The organism is Stanieria cyanosphaera PCC 7437, from assembly GCF_000317575.1.
Classification (GTDB): Bacteria; Cyanobacteriota; Cyanobacteriia; order Cyanobacteriales; family Xenococcaceae; genus Stanieria; species Stanieria cyanosphaera.
Genome location: NC_019748.1, coordinates 1,932,169 through 1,949,904, shown reverse-complemented (window position 1 = coordinate 1,949,904; position 17,736 = coordinate 1,932,169). Strand labels below are relative to the sequence as shown.

The window sequence follows — 17,736 nt, the reverse complement described above, 5'->3', positions numbered from 1 at the left end:
TAATTTAGATAAGGTATTAACGAGCTTCCGTACCTTGATTTGGGTCGCCTTCAACTTGAGGATTAGCTGATCCTGGAGCTTCAGGTGCTGCTCCTTCTCTAACATCCGTATTTGTTCCTTGTCCTGTTCTACGTTGACTGGCTTCAATAGGAGTGTTTATTTCATTAGATGTGGTTGGTTCTGATTGTTGGTTGTTTGTTTCTTCTGAATGGTTATTCATTTGCAGAAAATAAATTTGTTACATAGTTGCTAAATCTGTTTCTAATCGGCTCAGGATTTTAGACAGTTTAGCTGTTTATCTAAATTCAATCTAGCAATGTCAACGCTGGAAAAATATCAGTCTTTAGTCATAATCCGATTTAATATTTGACCAAAATTATAGGGTTTCTCATATTGGTAAGGTACACCAGTTATCAGTTACTAATTACTAATTACCAATCTACTATCAACGCTCAATCCGTATCGAACGGATGTACTTCATAGAGCGTGAGAAATGCGTTAAAAAATAGGGTGAGCAAAAATCAAAGAAAAAAGCGTTTCAGGTTAAATAATTTGCCCACCTTGGCTCAAAAATCATATTTTTCAACTCTGTCCAAAATTTCAATCAAATCCAGCGATTCTAATTTTAGAGTATCTCCCCTTGAAGCAAATTTATCCAATAATTAAGCCACTCTGGGGAGGAATAGTTAATTCGAGATAATTTTGTTCTTCAACTGATTGCCAACTAATTTGAGCATCTCCATAAAGTAAATGACTGGGAGTTGACTGCAAACCAGAGGTAGAAAAATTAACTCGCTGAGCATCAGAATCAGTATTAATTGCCACAATAATTGTTTCTTGTTCTAAGGAGCGAGCAAAGACATAAACTGAATCTTCGGCAGATAAAATCTGATAATTGCCAGTCCGTAAAGCAGGATATTGATTGCGAAGAGAAATTAATTTACGATGATAATTTAATACTTCTAAATCCCACTTTTCTTGTCGAGGAAAACCACGACGACTATCAGGATCTTTCGCTCCAATCAAACCTACTTCATCTCCATAAAAAATACTAGGCGCACCAGGAAAAGTAAATAAAAGAATAGTTGCTAATTCAACACTTTTTTGGTCACCTCCCAAAGAGGTAATTAATCTAGCAGTATCGTGACTATCTAATAAATTGAGTTGAGTTAATTGAATTTCCCAAGGATATAAATGAAGTAAATTTTTAATTTTGCTCGCATATTCTTCGGCAGAAATACCTGGATAAGGGTGATAATGAAACTGAGAACATTCTCTTCTAAAGCGATCGCCTGCAACAAAAGCAATGGTTGGTACAGCAAACATATAGTTCATTACCCCATCAAATTGCGTTCCATCCAACCACTCACTAGCATCAAACCAAATTTCACCAACAATATAAGCTTCGGGGTTAATTGCTTTGATCCGAGTCCGAAATTCTTGCCAAAAACCAGGAGTTTTAATTTCCTCGGGAACATCTAATCGCCAACCATCGATTCCTTGATGAATCCAATATTCCCCTACCTGCATAATATATTCTCTGGCTTGCTCATTATCGTGGTTAAATACAGGTAACGCGCGATTATCCAACCATCCTTCATAATTAGCAGGTTTACTACCATCATAAGCAGATAAAGGCCAACCATGAATTTTAAACCAATCTAACCAAGGAGAATAAGGGCCGTTTTCGAGAATATCATTAAAAAAGAAAAAGCCACGACTAGCATGGTTAAAAACTCCATCTAAAATTACTTTAATATCTTTTTGATGAGCAGCCTCAATTAACGCTTGAAAAGCGACATTACCGCCCAACATCGGATCGATTTGGTAATAATCGTGAGTGTGGTAGCGATGATTGGAGGCAGATTGAAAAATAGGAGTAAAGTAAATTGCTGTAATTCCCAAATCTTTAAGATAATCAAGTTTTTCAATTACTCCCCATAAATTCCCACCTTTATAACCTTGAAGTGTCGGAGTAGCATCCCAACCTTCTAAACTCGATGCTTGCCAATGTCCTTTAGGAGTTTGAGAACCGATCGCAAATCGGTCGGGGAAAATTTGGTAAAAAACGGCATTTTTGACCCAATCTGGGGTTTTAATTGTCATTATTATTCCTTATTACTCTGCTAACTTCAGTAATTTATTGTGTGAGAATTACACAGTTGAAAGACGGCTAAATTTTGTCTTGGAATTTTAGTTGTGAGTGACAACAATTTGATTAAGTGTGTAATTACGATTAACTATTTAACAAAATTGACTCTCCACTATCCCCTACAAAAAGATGGATTTTATTTACGTCAATCGATACATTGATAGATTTACCTGTACAAACAAATTGTTCTGTAGGAATTCTGATTTGTAAGTTACAGTTAATATCTTCTGCTAAATGAACCGAAATATAGGTTTCATTGCCCAAAGCTTCAACTAAATCTATGATCGCCCTAAAATTTTCTTGACTCGCATCACTAAGGTAAAAATGTTGAGGACGAACCCCTAATAATAAAGATCTACCTTGATAAGCTTGGAGAGGTTGACTCCAATGAGGAGGTAAAGTAAGAGAAAATTGCGGATGTTTTAAAGTTAAAGGTGCAACCCATTCTACTGGCAGAAAATTCATCGGTGGTGAACCAATAAATTCTGCGACAAAGCGATTAGCAGGTTGATGATAAATTTCTAAAGGTGGGGCAATTTGTTGAATTTTACCCTGATTCATTACTGCAATGCGATCGCCCATGGTCATAGCTTCGGTTTGATCGTGAGTAACGTAAATAGTAGTTGTGCCTAATTGTCTTTGTAATTTCACGATTTGAGCGCGGGTATCTGCTCTTAATTTAGCGTCTAAATTGGATAAAGGTTCGTCCATCAGGAACACTTGGGGATTACGAGCGATCGCTCTTCCTAATGCTACCCTTTGTTTTTGTCCACCCGATAGTTCTTTTGGTAAGCGATGAAGTAAAGTTTCTATTTGTAATAAACTTGCCACAGATTTAATTTGTCGATCAATTTCTTTTTCTGTAGCTGAAAGATAACGGAAATTTCTTGGTAAAGAACGAGTTGCACTAACTAATAATTTCTCTAACCATTTAGAGATCATCTTACTATTGTTTTTCTGCCCCCCTTCTCCTGTTCTCCCTTTCTGAGAAGAAGTCCGTCGCAAACCAAAGGCGATATTATCATAAACTTTGAGATGGGGATAAAGAGCGTAATTTTGAAACACCATCGCGATATCTCTAGCTTTAGGTGGCAGATCGTTAACCAAACTTTTCCCGATCCAAATATTACCTGCAGTTAACTCTTCTAAACCTGCGATAATCCGTAATAGGGTACTTTTCCCGCAACCAGAAGGACCAACCAAAACCATAAACTCCCCATCGTCGACGGTAAAATTAATATTCCGCAACACATTTACTTGAGGAGAACTTTTGCTAGAAGACTTAGTTTGAGTAGAACTTAATTGAGAGGAAGAAGCAACCAGTGATTCTGTCGCCACAGGAGTAAAATTTTCTTCTCCTTCACGACGAGAGTAGCTTTTGTAAACGTTTTCGACAACAACTTTTGCCACTACGATTCAAATCAAATAATAATTCTTGTTTCGCCTAGCATACTATCAATGATCGCTTATCAGTGACCAGTGATCAGTTATTAATTACTAATTACTAATTATCAGGGATTAACAATCAACCTTACCGAAGGTGCGCGTAGCGACCAACCATTAACCATCACCAATTAATAAATTTTAGACATCTAATCTAGAAATTGTGAAGAAAAATACTATGAATTATTTAAATTCGATTAGACTTTGAGAAACTATACTTTGGGCAGTCGGGCGTGTAGTTAGAAAAATCTTAAATTTGATTGAAGATGAAATTAGCAGCAAGAGTAAGTCAAGTAACCCCTTCCTTAACACTAGCGATCGCAGCTAAAGCCAAAGCGATGAAAGCAGAAGGCATTGATGTCTGTAGTTTCAGTGCTGGTGAACCAGATTTTCCAACTCCAGCACATATTTGTGAGGCTGCCAAACAAGCTTTAGATGCAGGCAAAACTCGCTACGGTGCAGCAGCAGGTGAACCAGAATTACGAAACGCGATCGCTCTTAAGTTACAGATTGATAACAATATCAATTATCAGCCAGCAAATATTATTGTGACCAATGGCGGAAAACATTCTTTATTTAATACCATCTTGGCATTAATTGAGCATGGGGATGAAGTTATTATTCCTGCACCCTATTGGTTGAGTTATCCAGAAATGGTGAAACTCGCAGGAGGAACACCAGTAATTGTGGAGACTTTAGCTGAAAACGCCTATAAAATCACTCCCGAACAATTAAAAGCAGCAATTACGCCCAAAACTAAAATATTTATCCTCAATTCTCCTTCTAACCCCACAGGAACAGTTTATACTCCCGAAGAAATTCGTACCATAGCAGAAATCATTGTTGATCGCGACTTATTAGTTATTTCTGATGAAATTTACGAAAAAATTCTCTACGATGGTGTCGAACACCTCAGCATTGGTTCGATCGCACCTGAAGTATTTGAAAGAACAATTACTAGTAATGGTTTTGCGAAAAGCTATTCAATGACTGGTTGGCGATTAGGTTACGCTGCTGCACCCGTAGAATTAATTGACGCTACAATCAAAATACAAGGTCATAGTACTTCTAATGTTTGCACCTTTGCTCAATACGGAGCGATCGCAGCTTTAAATCATTCTCAAGCTTGTGTTCAAGAAATGCTTGAAGCTTTTACTGTAAGAAGAAAAGTAATGTATGAAGCAATTAGTAGCATTTCCAAATTAAGTTGTCCTAAACCCTACGGTGCATTTTATTTATTTATTGATATTAGAAAAACAGGGATGACTTCTTTAGAATTTTGTAATGCCTTACTTGAGGAACAACAAGTAGCAGCTATTCCTGGGATTGCTTTTGGTGCAGATAATTGTATTCGTCTTTCCTATGCAACCGATTTAAAAACCATTCAAGAAGGATTAAAGCGATTAGAGAAATTTGTTAGTTAGTTTTCGCTACCTCAATCTTGTTTTAGAGAAGAACTATTGCTAAAAGGAGATTTAAAAAGCTCTTTTGCTTGAGTTGAAGATTTAGAAGAAATGGGGTGCAAAGTAATAATAGATAAAATCCGTAGTTACTCTACTATTTTATTAATACATTGAATTAAACAAAAAGCAGAAATTACTCCAAAATAAATCTTTTTTAGTGCAATTGTATTAGAAACAAATATTATTTTTCTTTTACAGAAAAAAAGTTTAATCTTAAGAATTTTGCAACAAATTATCAACTTTTTTTTGATAAACACAATTAAAATTGAGGAAATTGGTATTATTAAATAATTTATAAGTCAGACAAAATAAATATTAAAAATGAGAGATAAAGCCTTCTTTCCCTTCTTTCAAGTTGGTTTTTACACTTGTTGTTCCTTAGTTGCTCATCCCGTCACAGCACAATCTATTAGTTCAGATGGCACACTATCCACACCGACAGAAGTTAATCCTACTGCAACAGGAGTTGAAATTACTGGTGGTACTTCTAGCGGTGGAAATTTATTTCATAGTTTCAAAGACTTTTCTATCCCAACAGGATCAGAAGCTTTTTTTAACAATGCATCCGATGTAGTTAATATTCTCAATCGCGTTACAGGGGGTAATATTTCTAACATCAATGGTTTACTAAAAGCAAACGGTAGTGCCAATTTATTTTTAATCAATCCTGCGGGAATTGTTTTTGGTGAAGGTGCTTCTTTAGATATTGGTGGTTCTTTTTATGGTTCTACTGCTGATAGTATTTTATTTCCCGATGGGGTGGAGTTTAGTGCGACGGATACCCAAACACAGCCGATTTTAACGATTAATGCGCCAATTGGTTTAAATTTTCGGGATAATCCTCAACCAATCACCAATCAATCTACAGCTAATGGTGTTGGGTTGCAGGTAGACACAGGAAAAAACATTACTTTAGTTGGTGGCAATCTTAATTTTGCAGGAGGAAAAATCACTGCACCAGGAGGTAGAGTTGAGTTAGGGGGTTTATCTCAAGCAGGAGAAATAGGTATTAGTAATGAAGGTAGTTTAATTTTTCCTGATGATGTAGCAAGGGCAGATATTAATTTAACTAACGGGTCTTTCGTTAATGTTGCTGGTGGTGGTGGCGGATTTATTAATATTAATGCTCGTAACTTAACTTTATCAGAGAAAAGTCAACTACTTGCAGGTATTGCTGAAAATAGTGGTTCACCAACTGCACAAGCAGGAGATATTACCATTAATGCCACTGATGCGGTCAAAATACTTGGCAGTAATGACGATATAGGATTAGACACAGAAATTAATAATCATGTCGGGTTAACACCTAAAAAAAGAGATAATGAGAAAAACAAAAGCAATGCTCAAGGTAACGCAGGAGCAATATTTATCAATACTAACTTCTTAGAAATTAACAACGAAGGCAAAATTACATCTGCCAATTTTTCGCAAGGAAATTCTGGTGAAGTTTTTATTAATGCTAATAATATTTTGATTGAACGTGGAGCTATCTTTAGTGCAGTAATTGATGGCAAAGGCAATGTAGGAAACATCACAATTAATGCTAAAGATTCAGTTGTGCTTGATAATGGTACAGATGAAGCAAATAATGTAATACTTTCTCAAGTAATTGGGAATGGAGAAGGTGACGCAGGCGATATTACTATCAACACAGGCTCTTTTCGGCTTGAAGATAAATCATTTATTTTGGCTGATAATCAAGGTAAAGGAGATGCAGGTAATATAACTATTAATGCTACAGATGCAGTTATTCTTGATGGTTCTAATCAAGTTTCTTCTGACGGTAAACCATTTCTTGCCCTAATTATTTCTCAAGTACAAAATGATGTAGAAGGAAATGGTGGTGATATTAGTATTTCTTCTCCTTCAATTTCCTTAGCTAATTTTTCTTTAATTTCTACCAATGCTAAACGAGGTTCAACCGGGCAAGCTGGTAACATCACTCTTAATGCTGAGACTATCAAACTTGATACTGGTTCGGTTATTGATGCTTTAACTGAAAACGATTTTGATGGTGGTGATATTAATATTAATGCCAATTTTTTAGAATTAAGCAATGGAGGCAAGATTGTTACAGGCAATGACAAAGGTGGAAATGCAGGAAATATTAATCTAAATATTGCTGACAATATTGTTTTAAATAATGGTAATCCTCCCAATAAATCTCCTTTTGACGAACAAATTTTACAAGAGCTAAAATTAGAGACGGGGGTATTTGCTAGTAATTTTGCTAGCTCTACAGGAAACGGAGGAAATATTTTTATTTCTGCTGATTCAATTAAATTTGAGGATCAAGGCTCTATTTCCGCAGAAACTGTCTCAGGTGAAGGTGGAAATATTACTCTGGAAGTCGATAATCTCTTATCATTACGCAATAACAGTATAATTTCTACAGAAGCTGGTGGTTCTGGTAATGGCGGTAATATTAAGATCGATGCTGGTTTTGTAGTTGCTTTTCCTAATCAAAATAATGATATTTTGGCTGATGCTCAACAAGGAATAGGCGGAAATATTAATATTAATACTCAAGGGATTTTTGGGCTAGCTGAAAGGGAACTTAATCCGATTACAAATGATATTAATGCTAGTTCTCAATTTAGTTTAGATGGTAATGTTAGTATTAACACTCCTGATGTAGAAGTGTTTCAAGAAACATCGGAAGCACCAGAAAATGTATGTAGTTGAACCAGATAAAGTAGTTGCTGGAGTCTGCGATGCTACTCAAACAGCACAAGATATCCTTGCTGATAGAGAAAATACTTTTGTAGTTAAAGGAAAAGGAGGTATTCCTCCTACACCTATCGAACCAATGCCTTCTGAGACAGTAATTATTGAAGGTGAAAGCGTCCCGCTGTACACGGAAACAGAAGAAAAAGCCTTACAAGAACAATATCCACCAATACTTACATCGCAAGGTGCGATTTATCCAGCGCGGGGAATAGTAAAAAATCCTGATGGCACAGTAATCTTAACTGCTTATCCTACTGATAATACTCAACGCATTGGGAATCAATCGCCTAACTGCGGACAGTTTTAACAGATCAATTGTGTAGGGATAATTCATGAATTGTCCCTACAATATTATTATCATGCATATACTACAGCAGGAACTCGTTTAAAAGCAGGAGTACCGCAACGCCGATCTATTCTAGCTTTAAAAATAGCATTAACTTCAGGATAAAACATCAAAGCTGCACCTTGACGTACTGTACCAAAAATGACCTCGACATTTTCTAACTTTCCTGCATCTGCCTGAACTGTAACTCTTTGATGTTCTTTGATTCCAGCCATTTCAGCATCAATTTGATTCATCAAAATACAATTGCGATGAGGAATCCCTCGATATTTATCAGCAACTTTGTAAACCACTGTATTATGTTGAGAATAGCTGCGCCCAGTCATTAAGGCAACTACCACACTCTTTTTGGAATCGGGAATTTTAAACGCTTTGGGATCAGGAAGATCAAGTTGAGGTAATGGTGTAACAAACATAGCAGCTTTACCAGAAGAAGTAGCAAATTTTGGTTCGGGAAAAATGCGTCCGCCAATCGTAAATTCTTGCTTAGTCTCATCAAGATTTGCCATCTTTTCAAATCCTGGAATTGTTTGGGCAATTAATTGCCGAACATATTTAGTATCTTGCAGTTTACGCCAATTAACTGGGTATTCTCCGTGAATGCGGTGGGCAAGTTCGGTGATAAATTCTACTTCAGAAATAAGATCCGCATCTTTGAGATGGGTCGTACCTTCATCGTTGAGGCGAACAAAGTTATTACCTGATTCAGTAGTAGTTTTATGAGGATTTTCAAAGCGATTCAGGACAGGAATAATAATAGTATTTTGTTGGGCTAATCCGTGAAAATGTCCTAAATTCGGTTTAGTTGCTAAATAAATAATGGTTTTTATCTTACCTAATGCTCGTTTGGCTTGAGTTGAGTCGGGATTTGCTGCATATAAATTACCACCAACACAAATTAGGGTATCTATCTCACCTCCGTCTGCTGCTTCAATTAAAGACCTAGTATCATAACCTTGAACGCGACTAAGAGGACGATCTAAGAGTTTTTCTAATGCTTGCTGAATTTCTTGTTTCAGGCGGACAGTAACGCCCATAGAACCGAAACCTTGAACGTTAGAATGACCTCTAATCGGCATAGTTCCCGCACCTTCTTTACCCGCATTACCTGTTAATAAAGCAGTGTTGGCAATACTATAGACATTATCTACACCATTTTCATGTTGTGTAATACCCATTGCCCAAGCAAAAACTACTTTGGGAGATGAACCAATGATGGTAGCAGCAGTTTCAATTTCTGCTTGAGAAATGCCACAAACTGTAGTGATCTCTTCCCAGGTTGTTTGGTTTACCTGTTCAATTACTTCTTGCCAGTTTTCTGTATGCGATCGCAAATATTTGTAATCAACTAAATTTTTTTCAATTAAAGATTTTTGAATACCTACAAATAAAGCAACATCACTACCAGGGATCGGTTGTAGATACAATGAAGCAATTTCTGAACCTTGAATTAAAGAGGTAACAGGAAAAGAAGGAGAACCAAATTTAACTAGTCCTATTTCTCTGACTGGATTGATTACAATTACTTTACCGCCTCTATCCCGCAACTTAATCAATTCATTCATCAAGCGTGGATGATTGTAAGAAGGGTTAGCACCAACCAAGACTACACAATCAGTTTGTTTTAAACTCTCCAAACTAACCATCGATGTCCCGCTGCCAAACATCTGCTTCAAACCAAAAGTAGAAGGGGCATGACAAAGATCGGAACAGTCGGCTAAATTATTAGAACCTAATGCCCGCATCATCAGTTGCAACAGATAAGCAGATTCATTGGAAGAACGACCAGAACTATAAGAAGCAACTCTTTCTGGTGGTTTTTGAAAAGCTGCCGTAGCAATTTGATAAATTTCTGACCAAGAAATATGTTCGTAATTAGATTTACCCGAACGCAAAATAATAGGAAAACTCCATCTACCTAATCGATCCGCCTCTAAAGAAGAAAGTTGTTGTAATTGAGTAATAGTTTGATGGGCAAAAAATTGAGTTGAGATGGGAGGTTGAATTTCTGCGGAGATCGATTCCACACTCTTCATACAACGCTGAACTTTTTCCCCTACCTCATTAGTAAAACCTCCTTTTTGTCCTCCTGTTCCCCAAGAACAAGAAAGACAAGCACTTTTATGAAATAGAGTTTGCCACAATTTTAATCCTTCTGGAGAAAGAGTATGTCTTGCCCAATATTCAACAACTGGTAAACCTCCGCCCATTTTAGGGGTATCCTGATTTGGTTCACCATTGATAGCTTTGCGATCTTCGTTCATGGAGTTTATTTTTATCTTAATTTATGCAATTTCTTAAGTAAGTGAGCAAAATTAAATAGAACTTACGCATTGACAGAATGATAAAATAGTGCAGTTAAAAACGAGAGTTGTCTACCTTGAGGGATGAGAACATTAGAGAAATTAGCAAAACCTCGACAGCACAATGCAATCTGGAACACTATACCCTATTTTTGCTATCAGAACCAAAGCATGGGGGTTGCAGTAGATTAGCAGAAATACTTGGAAACGTTTCCCATGATAGTGTGAACCGCTTTTTGCTCAGAGAAAGATACGAACCAAAAGATTTGTTCAATCTGGTAACCAGCATAATCAATGTGAATGGTGGGATTTTAAGTGTTGATGACACAGTAATAGAAAAGGTGTATAGCCAGCCCAAAAATGCCGAGTTAATCGACTATTTTTGGTCAGGTAAATACCATAAAAGTATCAAAGGATTGAATTTAATAACTTTATATTACAGTGATATTCATGGTCATTCAGTTCCAATTAATTACAGAATATATGACAAAAAAGAGAGAAAAACGAAGAATAATTATTTTCAAGAAATGTTGCTGGAGGTGATAGATTGGGGTTTAAAACCAAAATTAGTAACAGGTGATAGTTGGTACTCAAGAACAGAAAACTTGAAATTTTTAAGAAACCAGAAATTGAGGGTGAGAGAGGGCGAGGTTTCCTCGCCATCTCTAATCACCCTGTTAGGTTTTCTATTCGGTGTTGAAAAAAACCGAACTGTCTCCACTGAACCGAAAAAGTATTGTCAAGTGAGTATTCTATAGCTTCCAGACCAAGGTTTGATAACTCATTTGAGGGAATTTGGGTTTGTTAAATTGTTTAGGAAAGTCTTCAAAAAAGAAGACTCTAGACACTATATTTTCTACTCACCCGAACCAGAAAATATCGAGCAGATAACTAGGCATGAATTTATCACCATTCATGATACTCATTGGCAAATTGAAAGTTTTCCCATTAAACAAGTATGTGGTATTTGTCGCTTTATGGTGAGAGATAGTCATGCAATTAGAACACATATATTTTGCTCACTTCAAGCATTTTTTCTAAACGAACAAATGCTTGAAGTGAGCAAAATAATCTCCAATTGGTATGAATTACAAAGAATTTATCTTCATATAGTTGTTTCAAATAAGAATGAAACATTTTTTCGGCTGAAAGCCTTTCTTAGCAAGAAGAGATTGTCTCACTCTAAATTGAAATGACTATACTCATCAATACCGCCATCTTTGAGGAAGCGGAAAAACTGATTGAATAAATTCCTAAGATGTTTATCTAAAAAGCCAGGGCTTAAGACGGTGAGGTTGTAGAGATATTCAAACTTATCGAGTAGCTGAGAAAAGATTGCCAAATTTCTCATCGCACGGCTATTTTGAATTCCTTGCTGTTGCAGTAGGTCTTCATCCAAGTAACGGCTGAACAAGGGAAAACTTAGCAGTCGATAAAATAGTCCAGAGAAAGCATAGTCCGTGTTGTTGTCAAGGTTATGATGTGTTTTAGCGATCGCGGATTATGTAATTAATACGTAAAGTATCTAGACTTGGTACTCATCTGGTACTACTATGAGAAAAATAAACCAAATTCAAAGTACCGAACAATCCGAAAGAGGACATAATCCCAAGCTATGACGCTGGTTGTTTTAAATGGGCGATACTGGATTTGAACCAGTGGCATCCTGCTTGTAAGGCAGGCGCTCTACCGCTGAGCTAATCGCCCGTGCTTCAAAATAATAACATAATCAAAACAAAAAAAGAAGAATTTCAAAAAATCTCTTCAAAGATATTGGAAAAATTTTTGCTCCAGCCACACTGGGCTAAATTTTTTTAGCTAAGATCGCTTAGTCAGAGGCTATTTTAATTTCTAACTTAACTAAATATAATGTACTATTCGGCCATAATATATTGGCTAATCTTGATCGCAAAGGAAGGGAACTATCGTGTCGTCTAAAGCTCTTGGACAAAAACCAAAATTTTCAAAAGACTCTACTAATATTGCTTCCTTCCTGGTTGGCACAGTAAAAGCAGCAGGAGGAACTATTCTTGGAACTGCGATGATTACTAGTGCCATTGCTGCGGGGGGATTAGTCGGATTGGCAATTAGCTTTCGTAATCTTCCTGATGTCAGAGTATTGCGTAACTATCAACCTTCAGAAACAAGTTATATTTATGACATCAAAGGTAGACTACTAACCAGTCTTCATGGTGAAGCCAATCGAGAAGTAGTTTCTCTAGACCAAATCTCTCCCGAATTAAAACGAGCAGTTATTGCGATCGAAGATAGTCATTTTTATCAACATCAGGGAATCAATCCTTATAGTATTGGTCGTGCTGTTTGGGTTAACTGGCAAAGAGGAGGTGTAGCAGAAGGTGCTTCTACGTTAACGATGCAACTGATTAAAAATCTATTTTTGACTAGAGAACGTACTTTTACTCGTAAACTAGCAGAAGCAATTCTTGCCATTCGAGTCGAGCAAGTTTTTAGTAAGGATGAAATTTTAAATATGTATCTCAATAATATTTATTGGGGTCATAATAATTATGGAGTCCAAACCGCAGCAGAGACTTATTTTAATAAAAGTGCTTCTGAGTTAAACTTAGCGGAAGCTGCCATGATGGCTGGTTTAATACAAGCTCCAGAACAGTATAGTCCCTATATTAATTACACTGAAACTAAACAACGACAAGCTTTAGTTCTCAAGCGAATGAGAGAATTAGGATGGATCAGTCCCGAACAAGAAAAACAAGCTCGTCAAGAACCTTTACTGGTAGCTAAACCAACTGCCTGGCGGACTAGTAAATCACCTTTTATTACTGAAGCGGTGATCACGGAATTAAAGGAACGATTTGGTCAAGATGCAGTGACTCAAGGTGGTATGCGCGTTCAAACTACCATTGATTATAATTTCCAAAAAATGGCAGAAGAAACCGTTACTCAAGGACATCAAAATTTAAGAAGAGCAGGAGTTCGTGCAGATCAAGTAGCTTTAGTGGCAGTTGATCCACGTACTCATTTTGTTAAAGCTTTAGTGGGTGGAGTTGGTTACGATAAAAGTCAATTTAATCGTGCAATTCAGTCTCGTCGTCAACCAGGTTCTTCTTTTAAACCGTTTGTTTACTATACGGCTTTTGCTAGTGGAAAGTACACACCATATTCTACTATTGATGATTCTCCGATTACCTATCGCGTACCTTCTGGTTATTATACTCCCAAAAATTATGGCGGTTCTTTTTCGGGTTTAATGTCATTGAGAACAGCTTTAATTCAGTCTGCTAATATACCAGCAGTTAAACTAGGGAAAGCGGTTGGCTTAGATAAAGTAATTGAAGTGTGTCGCTCTCTGGGAATTAAAAGTCCACTAGAACCAGTTATATCTTTGCCTTTAGGTTCAATTGGCGTAACACCATTAGAGATGGCAGGAGCTTATGCGACTTTTGCTAGTAACGGTTGGCATAGCGACCCGACTATTATTGTTCAAGTAGCAGATAGTAAAGGTAATTTATTATTAGACAATCGACCTCAACCCAAGTTGTTATTAAACCCTTGGGCAACTGCTAATCTTTCTAGTGTACTAACAGGAGTTATTGCTGAAGGAACTGGTAAAAATGCTAGTATTGGTCGACTAGCAGCAGGTAAAACAGGAACAACTTCTTCAGAGAGAGATGTTTGGTTCGTGGGTTATGTTCCTCAATTAGCTACAGCTGTTTGGATTGGTAATGATAATTATCAAAGCTTAGGTAGAGGAGTTACCGGCGGAAGTTATGCTGCACCTATTTGGCGTTCTTTTATGCTCAAAGCTCTTGATAATGAGCCGATGCAATATTTTCCTTCAGCTTCTAAATTTCCTCGTCCTTAGAATTAGATAAATTATCGCTCAATTTCAGATTTCATTCGTTCTAAGGTCATATTCATCTGTTCAAACATTTGCTGGGGAGTCATGCCAAATTGACCAAGTTGCGTTTTTAATTGTTGAATGGTCATCTGTGCCATAAAATCTTCAGATAGTTCAAAACGCTTCATGAAAATGCGATATCGTTCCATCAAAGCTTCCATTTGTTGGATGAAGATTTTTTTGCCTTCGCGGTCGAATTTACCGTATTCGCTTCCCAACTGAATGAGAGACTGATAATCTTCAAATAATTTTTTTGCTTCTTGTTGTACTACTTCAGAATCAAAAAATCCCATATATTTTTACTCTTTATATATACTTTTTTTGCTTATATATTTTTTTAGCTAATTTTTATTTTAAGTCAGAAGAAAATTTGAGTAAAATACGGTTTTCCGAAAGAAACTTGAGACGGAATGGGGTACGCTATGCGCCTGCTTCAGCTTCGTCAAAATTTTGATCAAATATTGGCATCTAGATTTATGGTACAAATCTATTCGCGATCGCTTAAACTGGTAATTTTGTTAATTGTAGGGATATTAAGTTTAAGTTTATTGTTTAATTTTACGGTTAAATTATCTAGCAATGCTGCTATGCCAGTTGATGCCTTTTTAGTTTTGGGAGGAAGTATTAATCGTGAGATTTATGCAGCTAAACTCGCCAAACAATATCCTAAGCTCCCAATTTTAATTTCTCAAGGTTCTGAAGCTCCTTGTCTTTTCAAGGTTTTTCAAAAAGAACAAATCAATTTGGAACGAGTTATCTTAGAAAAATGTGCCGAATCAACTTTTGGTAATTTTTTCTTTAGTTTACCTATTTTAACTAATTGGAAGGTACATAAAGTTAAATTAATTACTTCTAAGACTCATTTACCTAGAGCAAAATGGTTAGCTAATATTATTCTGGGTTCTCATGGTATTTGGATTGATTTAGATCTTGCTCCAGAAAAAGGTATTCCTGGTAATCAAGAATTTGCTCTTAAGACAATAATAGATGTAATTCGTAGTTTGGGCTGGTCTTATTTAAGTCAATTATTTCATCCTACTTGTGATCGAGTCGATCAATTAAGTGAGGTCGATTTATCGTTTTGGCAAAAGAAGGGTTTTGTTTGTGAAAGACAAACTCTATTCTAAATTGATGATCAAAATCTTAGATAGTACATCAATTGAGAAGTTACTTGACTATTAAGCTGAAGTCGCCGTTGGAAATCAGCTAAATTGCGATATTTACCATTTATTCGCCGATTTTCAGCAATTTTTTGCGCCAAATCTTGATTTAAAATTGGAATTTGGATTATTTCTTCTATAGAAGCCTCATTCGGATTAACTCGTTGAGGACTTAGAGGACTAATGGGATCGTAGTATTCAAAATGTAAGATTGGTTCTAAAGGTAATAACCTTTGTACAGGAAGACTAATTGCTGCTGCTACATCTTCTAGACAAAATAATTGAACTCCCATTCCTACTAATTCTACAAGCGATCGCGCTTGATTAATGGAAATACCTGGTAATCTTAACCAATCATCAATTCCTGCTTGATTAACATCTATTTTTATGCCTAATTCGGCAGCAATTTGTACTTCTTGAAGGGATTGTAAACGATAGTAAGGATCGTTTAAAAGACGGTTTTTGAGCGTTAGTTTTTGCAGATTAAACATACGATCAATGATTTGAGCAAAAATCAACTATTAATAAAAAACGGCTCTTTATTACTTATCATTAATTATCAAGATTATTTTAATTGTAGCTAACAAAATAAGCGAGCAAGACTAATAAAGTATTCATTAAATAAAATGCGCCTACAACTTGCGTTTCTGTCCAACCGCTCAGTTCAAAATGATGATGAATCGGAGCCATTTTAAACAAACGCTTACCTTTTCCATCTCTCCCTTTAGTCGCTTTGTAATAACTAACTTGAGCAATTACCGAAAGAGATTCAACAAAAAAAAGACCACTAACAATAAATAAACCCCAAAGATTATTACTTAAAATGCCGACACCAGCAAGTGCGCCTCCCAACGCCAATGAACCAGTATCACCCATAAAAACAGTGGCAGGATTACGATTATAAACGACAAAACCTAAACAACCACCTGCTAAACAAGCACAGAAGAGCATTAAATCGGGATGTTGGGCAGCAATTAAAATACCCAATCCCAAAGATGCGATCGCACCTGTTCCTGCTGCTAAACCATCTACACCATCGGTTAAATTGGTAGCATTACTTTCTGCTGCTAGGACAAATCCAGCTAAAGGCAAGAAAAGTAACCCCAAAGAAAGATTAATTCCTCCAGGTAAAGCTACAGTGGTAATATTAGCTGGTTCATACCAAATCAGCCAAATACAAAACAATAATGCTACGGCAATTTGTAAAGTTAATTTCATTCTGGGAGAAATGCCTTTATTAGATTGCTGTATTAAAATTTGCCAGTCATCAAACCAACCGATCGCACCGTAAGCTAGAGTCAATAAAGCAACTGCAATTACTTCAGGTGTAAAATTTGCCCAAATTAAAGCGAGTACCACTGCTACAGGTATAAAAAAAATACCCCCCATTGTCGGAGTACCAGCTTTATTAAGATGGGTTTTGGGACCATCTTCTTGAATGATTTGTCCTGTTTTTAACCTGCGTAAAATTGGCACTGTAAAATAGCCTAAAACACTTGTGATCAAGGCACAAGTAAGAAGAGGCAGAGTAAGTTGATTGGTTAATAAAGTAAATCTATTGGTAGTCCAATCAAAAGCTAGTGCCACAACGCTTAAGATCGAAATAAGTAATAGAAGCAGAGTAATCCCAGAAGGATTTTTGAAATTTCTTAGAGAGAATAGTTTAGCATTCACAATTTGCTTATCCCCGTAAATGCCTGACTATTCTAATCTGCTCTCCAATAGATTGCAACTCGATCTACTCTTCTAAATCATCAAAATCATCATCTTCTTCAAAATCTTCTTCTCCACCCATCAATTCATCGATTTCAGGATCATCACCATTGTAGCTATCCTTCTCTACAGCTTCACGAGCAATTAGTCGATTATTTGCCTTTAACCAATCGATTAAGGAAGCTTCTTGTTTTAAAGGAATAACAATAGCTGGTTCGTAACGAGGTTCTTGATTTAACGCTGGATTTTTCATTGATTATTAATCTATAACGATTTCACTATTGTAATTTTTAGCTCAACTTTATAGGATAACATTTCTAAGATTTTAACTATACGCGATCGCGGATGCTGCTACCTTTCGATGAGACAGATACATAAGTTGATTGTTGAGATAGTTAAGAAAAAATTAGGCAAATCTTTATCTAAGTTTTATTGATTCTTGATGTAAATCTTCTGTTCATAAGGCAAATTAGTATTGACGTAAGTAAAATCTTGCAGATGAAATTCATCAATATACAAATAGGTATTTAAATTTATCAAATAAAC

The 17,736-nt window shown here is 36.3% G+C and carries 14 protein-coding genes, 1 tRNA gene and 1 pseudogene; 6 read left to right on the top strand and 10 right to left on the bottom strand.

Features of this window, described 5'->3' with window-relative positions; translation table 11 throughout:
• Positions 1-16 precede the first annotated feature (16 nt).
• The 3 genes from STA7437_RS08435 to STA7437_RS08425 all read right to left on the bottom strand — a co-directional run bounded on the left by STA7437_RS08435 (position 17) and on the right by STA7437_RS08425 (position 3,562).
• Positions 17-220 carry a hypothetical protein gene (locus STA7437_RS08435; RefSeq protein ID WP_015192960.1) on the bottom strand — a complete coding sequence of 68 codons (204 nt, stop codon included), beginning with the start codon at positions 218-220 and terminating at the stop codon, positions 17-19.
• A 431-nt stretch (positions 221-651) separates the two neighbouring features.
• Positions 652-2,106 (bottom strand): glycoside hydrolase family 13 protein, encoded by a 1,455-nt coding sequence (locus STA7437_RS08430; RefSeq protein ID WP_015192959.1) that lies wholly within the window; start codon positions 2,104-2,106, stop codon positions 652-654.
• Positions 2,107-2,236: 130 nt separating this feature from the next.
• Complete coding sequence (locus STA7437_RS08425) at positions 2,237-3,562, bottom strand: ABC transporter ATP-binding protein (RefSeq protein ID WP_015192958.1); 1,326 nt, start codon at positions 3,560-3,562, stop codon at positions 2,237-2,239.
• Positions 3,563-3,861: 299 nt separating this feature from the next.
• On the opposite strand from STA7437_RS08425, the gene STA7437_RS08420 reads away from it, so the two are divergent.
• The 3 genes from STA7437_RS08420 to STA7437_RS27085 all read left to right on the top strand — a co-directional run bounded on the left by STA7437_RS08420 (position 3,862) and on the right by STA7437_RS27085 (position 8,095).
• A complete protein-coding gene (locus tag STA7437_RS08420; protein ID WP_015192957.1) occupies positions 3,862-5,019 on the top strand; it encodes a pyridoxal phosphate-dependent aminotransferase in 1,158 nt (385 codons plus the stop codon).
• Between the two features lie 360 nt (positions 5,020-5,379).
• On the top strand, positions 5,380-7,743 hold the full coding sequence (locus STA7437_RS08415) for a two-partner secretion domain-containing protein (protein WP_041619263.1): 2,364 nt from the start codon (positions 5,380-5,382) through the stop codon (positions 7,741-7,743).
• Positions 7,730-8,095, top strand: coding sequence for a hypothetical protein (locus STA7437_RS27085; protein ID WP_041619261.1), 366 nt, complete (start codon positions 7,730-7,732; stop codon positions 8,093-8,095). The genes STA7437_RS08415 and STA7437_RS27085 overlap by 14 nt, the downstream gene beginning before the upstream one ends.
• Positions 8,096-8,145: 50 nt before the next feature.
• Here STA7437_RS27085 and STA7437_RS08405 read toward each other — a convergent pair whose 3' ends face one another.
• Positions 8,146-10,398 (bottom strand): FdhF/YdeP family oxidoreductase, encoded by a 2,253-nt coding sequence (locus STA7437_RS08405; protein ID WP_015192956.1) that lies wholly within the window; start codon positions 10,396-10,398, stop codon positions 8,146-8,148.
• Between the two features lie 131 nt (positions 10,399-10,529).
• On the opposite strand from STA7437_RS08405, the pseudogene STA7437_RS08400 reads away from it, so the two are divergent.
• Positions 10,530-11,633 (top strand): annotated as a pseudogene (locus tag STA7437_RS08400) (IS701 family transposase).
• Here STA7437_RS08400 and STA7437_RS08395 read toward each other — a convergent pair.
• On the bottom strand, positions 11,615-11,851 hold the full coding sequence (locus STA7437_RS08395; RefSeq protein WP_216087101.1) for a hypothetical protein: 237 nt from the start codon (positions 11,849-11,851) through the stop codon (positions 11,615-11,617). The pseudogene STA7437_RS08400 and the gene STA7437_RS08395 sit on opposite strands and share 19 nt — an antisense overlap.
• Positions 11,852-12,072: 221 nt before the next feature.
• Positions 12,073-12,144: transfer RNA gene (locus STA7437_RS08390), tRNA-Val, on the bottom strand.
• 220 nt (positions 12,145-12,364) lie between these two features.
• Here STA7437_RS08390 and STA7437_RS08385 point away from each other — a divergent pair.
• Complete coding sequence (locus STA7437_RS08385; protein WP_015192955.1) at positions 12,365-14,281, top strand: transglycosylase domain-containing protein; 1,917 nt, start codon at positions 12,365-12,367, stop codon at positions 14,279-14,281.
• A gap of 11 nt (positions 14,282-14,292) precedes the next feature.
• Here STA7437_RS08385 and STA7437_RS08380 read toward each other — a convergent pair whose 3' ends face one another.
• Positions 14,293-14,610: a DUF1825 family protein gene (locus STA7437_RS08380; RefSeq protein WP_015192954.1), complete on the bottom strand. Its 318-nt coding sequence runs from the start codon at positions 14,608-14,610 to the stop codon at positions 14,293-14,295.
• 183 nt (positions 14,611-14,793) lie between these two features.
• Here STA7437_RS08380 and STA7437_RS08375 point away from each other — a divergent pair, with 183 nt between their 5' ends.
• Positions 14,794-15,444: a YdcF family protein gene (locus tag STA7437_RS08375; protein ID WP_216087100.1), complete on the top strand. Its 651-nt coding sequence runs from the start codon at positions 14,794-14,796 to the stop codon at positions 15,442-15,444.
• 8 nt (positions 15,445-15,452) lie between these two features.
• Here the strand turns inward: STA7437_RS08375 and STA7437_RS08370 are convergent, their stop codons facing one another.
• The 3 genes from STA7437_RS08370 to STA7437_RS08360 all read right to left on the bottom strand — a co-directional run bounded on the left by STA7437_RS08370 (position 15,453) and on the right by STA7437_RS08360 (position 17,443).
• On the bottom strand, positions 15,453-15,968 hold the full coding sequence (locus tag STA7437_RS08370; protein ID WP_015192952.1) for a helix-hairpin-helix domain-containing protein: 516 nt from the start codon (positions 15,966-15,968) through the stop codon (positions 15,453-15,455).
• 79 nt (positions 15,969-16,047) lie between these two features.
• Positions 16,048-17,151 (bottom strand): phospho-N-acetylmuramoyl-pentapeptide-transferase, encoded by a 1,104-nt coding sequence (mraY, locus tag STA7437_RS08365; protein ID WP_015192951.1) that lies wholly within the window; start codon positions 17,149-17,151, stop codon positions 16,048-16,050.
• Positions 17,152-17,215: 64 nt separating this feature from the next.
• The gene (locus STA7437_RS08360) at positions 17,216-17,443 is read right to left on the bottom strand and encodes a DUF3134 domain-containing protein (RefSeq protein WP_015192950.1); all 228 of its coding nucleotides are present in this window, start codon (positions 17,441-17,443) and stop codon (positions 17,216-17,218) included.
• Positions 17,444-17,736 lie beyond the last annotated feature (293 nt).

Excerpts from the sequence above, each read along its gene's own strand:
- STA7437_RS08380 (WP_015192954.1), bottom strand. The coding sequence starts at position 14,610 with ATGGGATTTTTTGATTCTGAAGTAGTACAACAAGAAGCAAAAAAATTA.
- STA7437_RS08435 (WP_015192960.1), bottom strand. The coding sequence starts at position 220 with ATGAATAACCATTCAGAAGAAACAAACAACCAACAATCAGAACCAACC.
- STA7437_RS08360 (WP_015192950.1), bottom strand. The coding sequence starts at position 17,443 with ATGAAAAATCCAGCGTTAAATCAAGAACCTCGTTACGAACCAGCTATT.
- STA7437_RS08405 (WP_015192956.1), bottom strand. The coding sequence starts at position 10,398 with ATGAACGAAGATCGCAAAGCTATCAATGGTGAACCAAATCAGGATACC.
- STA7437_RS08420 (WP_015192957.1), top strand. The coding sequence starts at position 3,862 with ATGAAATTAGCAGCAAGAGTAAGTCAAGTAACCCCTTCCTTAACACTA.
- STA7437_RS08375 (WP_216087100.1), top strand. The coding sequence starts at position 14,794 with ATGGTACAAATCTATTCGCGATCGCTTAAACTGGTAATTTTGTTAATT.
- STA7437_RS08415 (WP_041619263.1), top strand. The coding sequence starts at position 5,380 with ATGAGAGATAAAGCCTTCTTTCCCTTCTTTCAAGTTGGTTTTTACACT.
- STA7437_RS08370 (WP_015192952.1), bottom strand. The coding sequence starts at position 15,968 with ATGTTTAATCTGCAAAAACTAACGCTCAAAAACCGTCTTTTAAACGAT.
- STA7437_RS08430 (WP_015192959.1), bottom strand. The coding sequence starts at position 2,106 with ATGACAATTAAAACCCCAGATTGGGTCAAAAATGCCGTTTTTTACCAA.
- STA7437_RS27085 (WP_041619261.1), top strand. The coding sequence starts at position 7,730 with ATGTATGTAGTTGAACCAGATAAAGTAGTTGCTGGAGTCTGCGATGCT.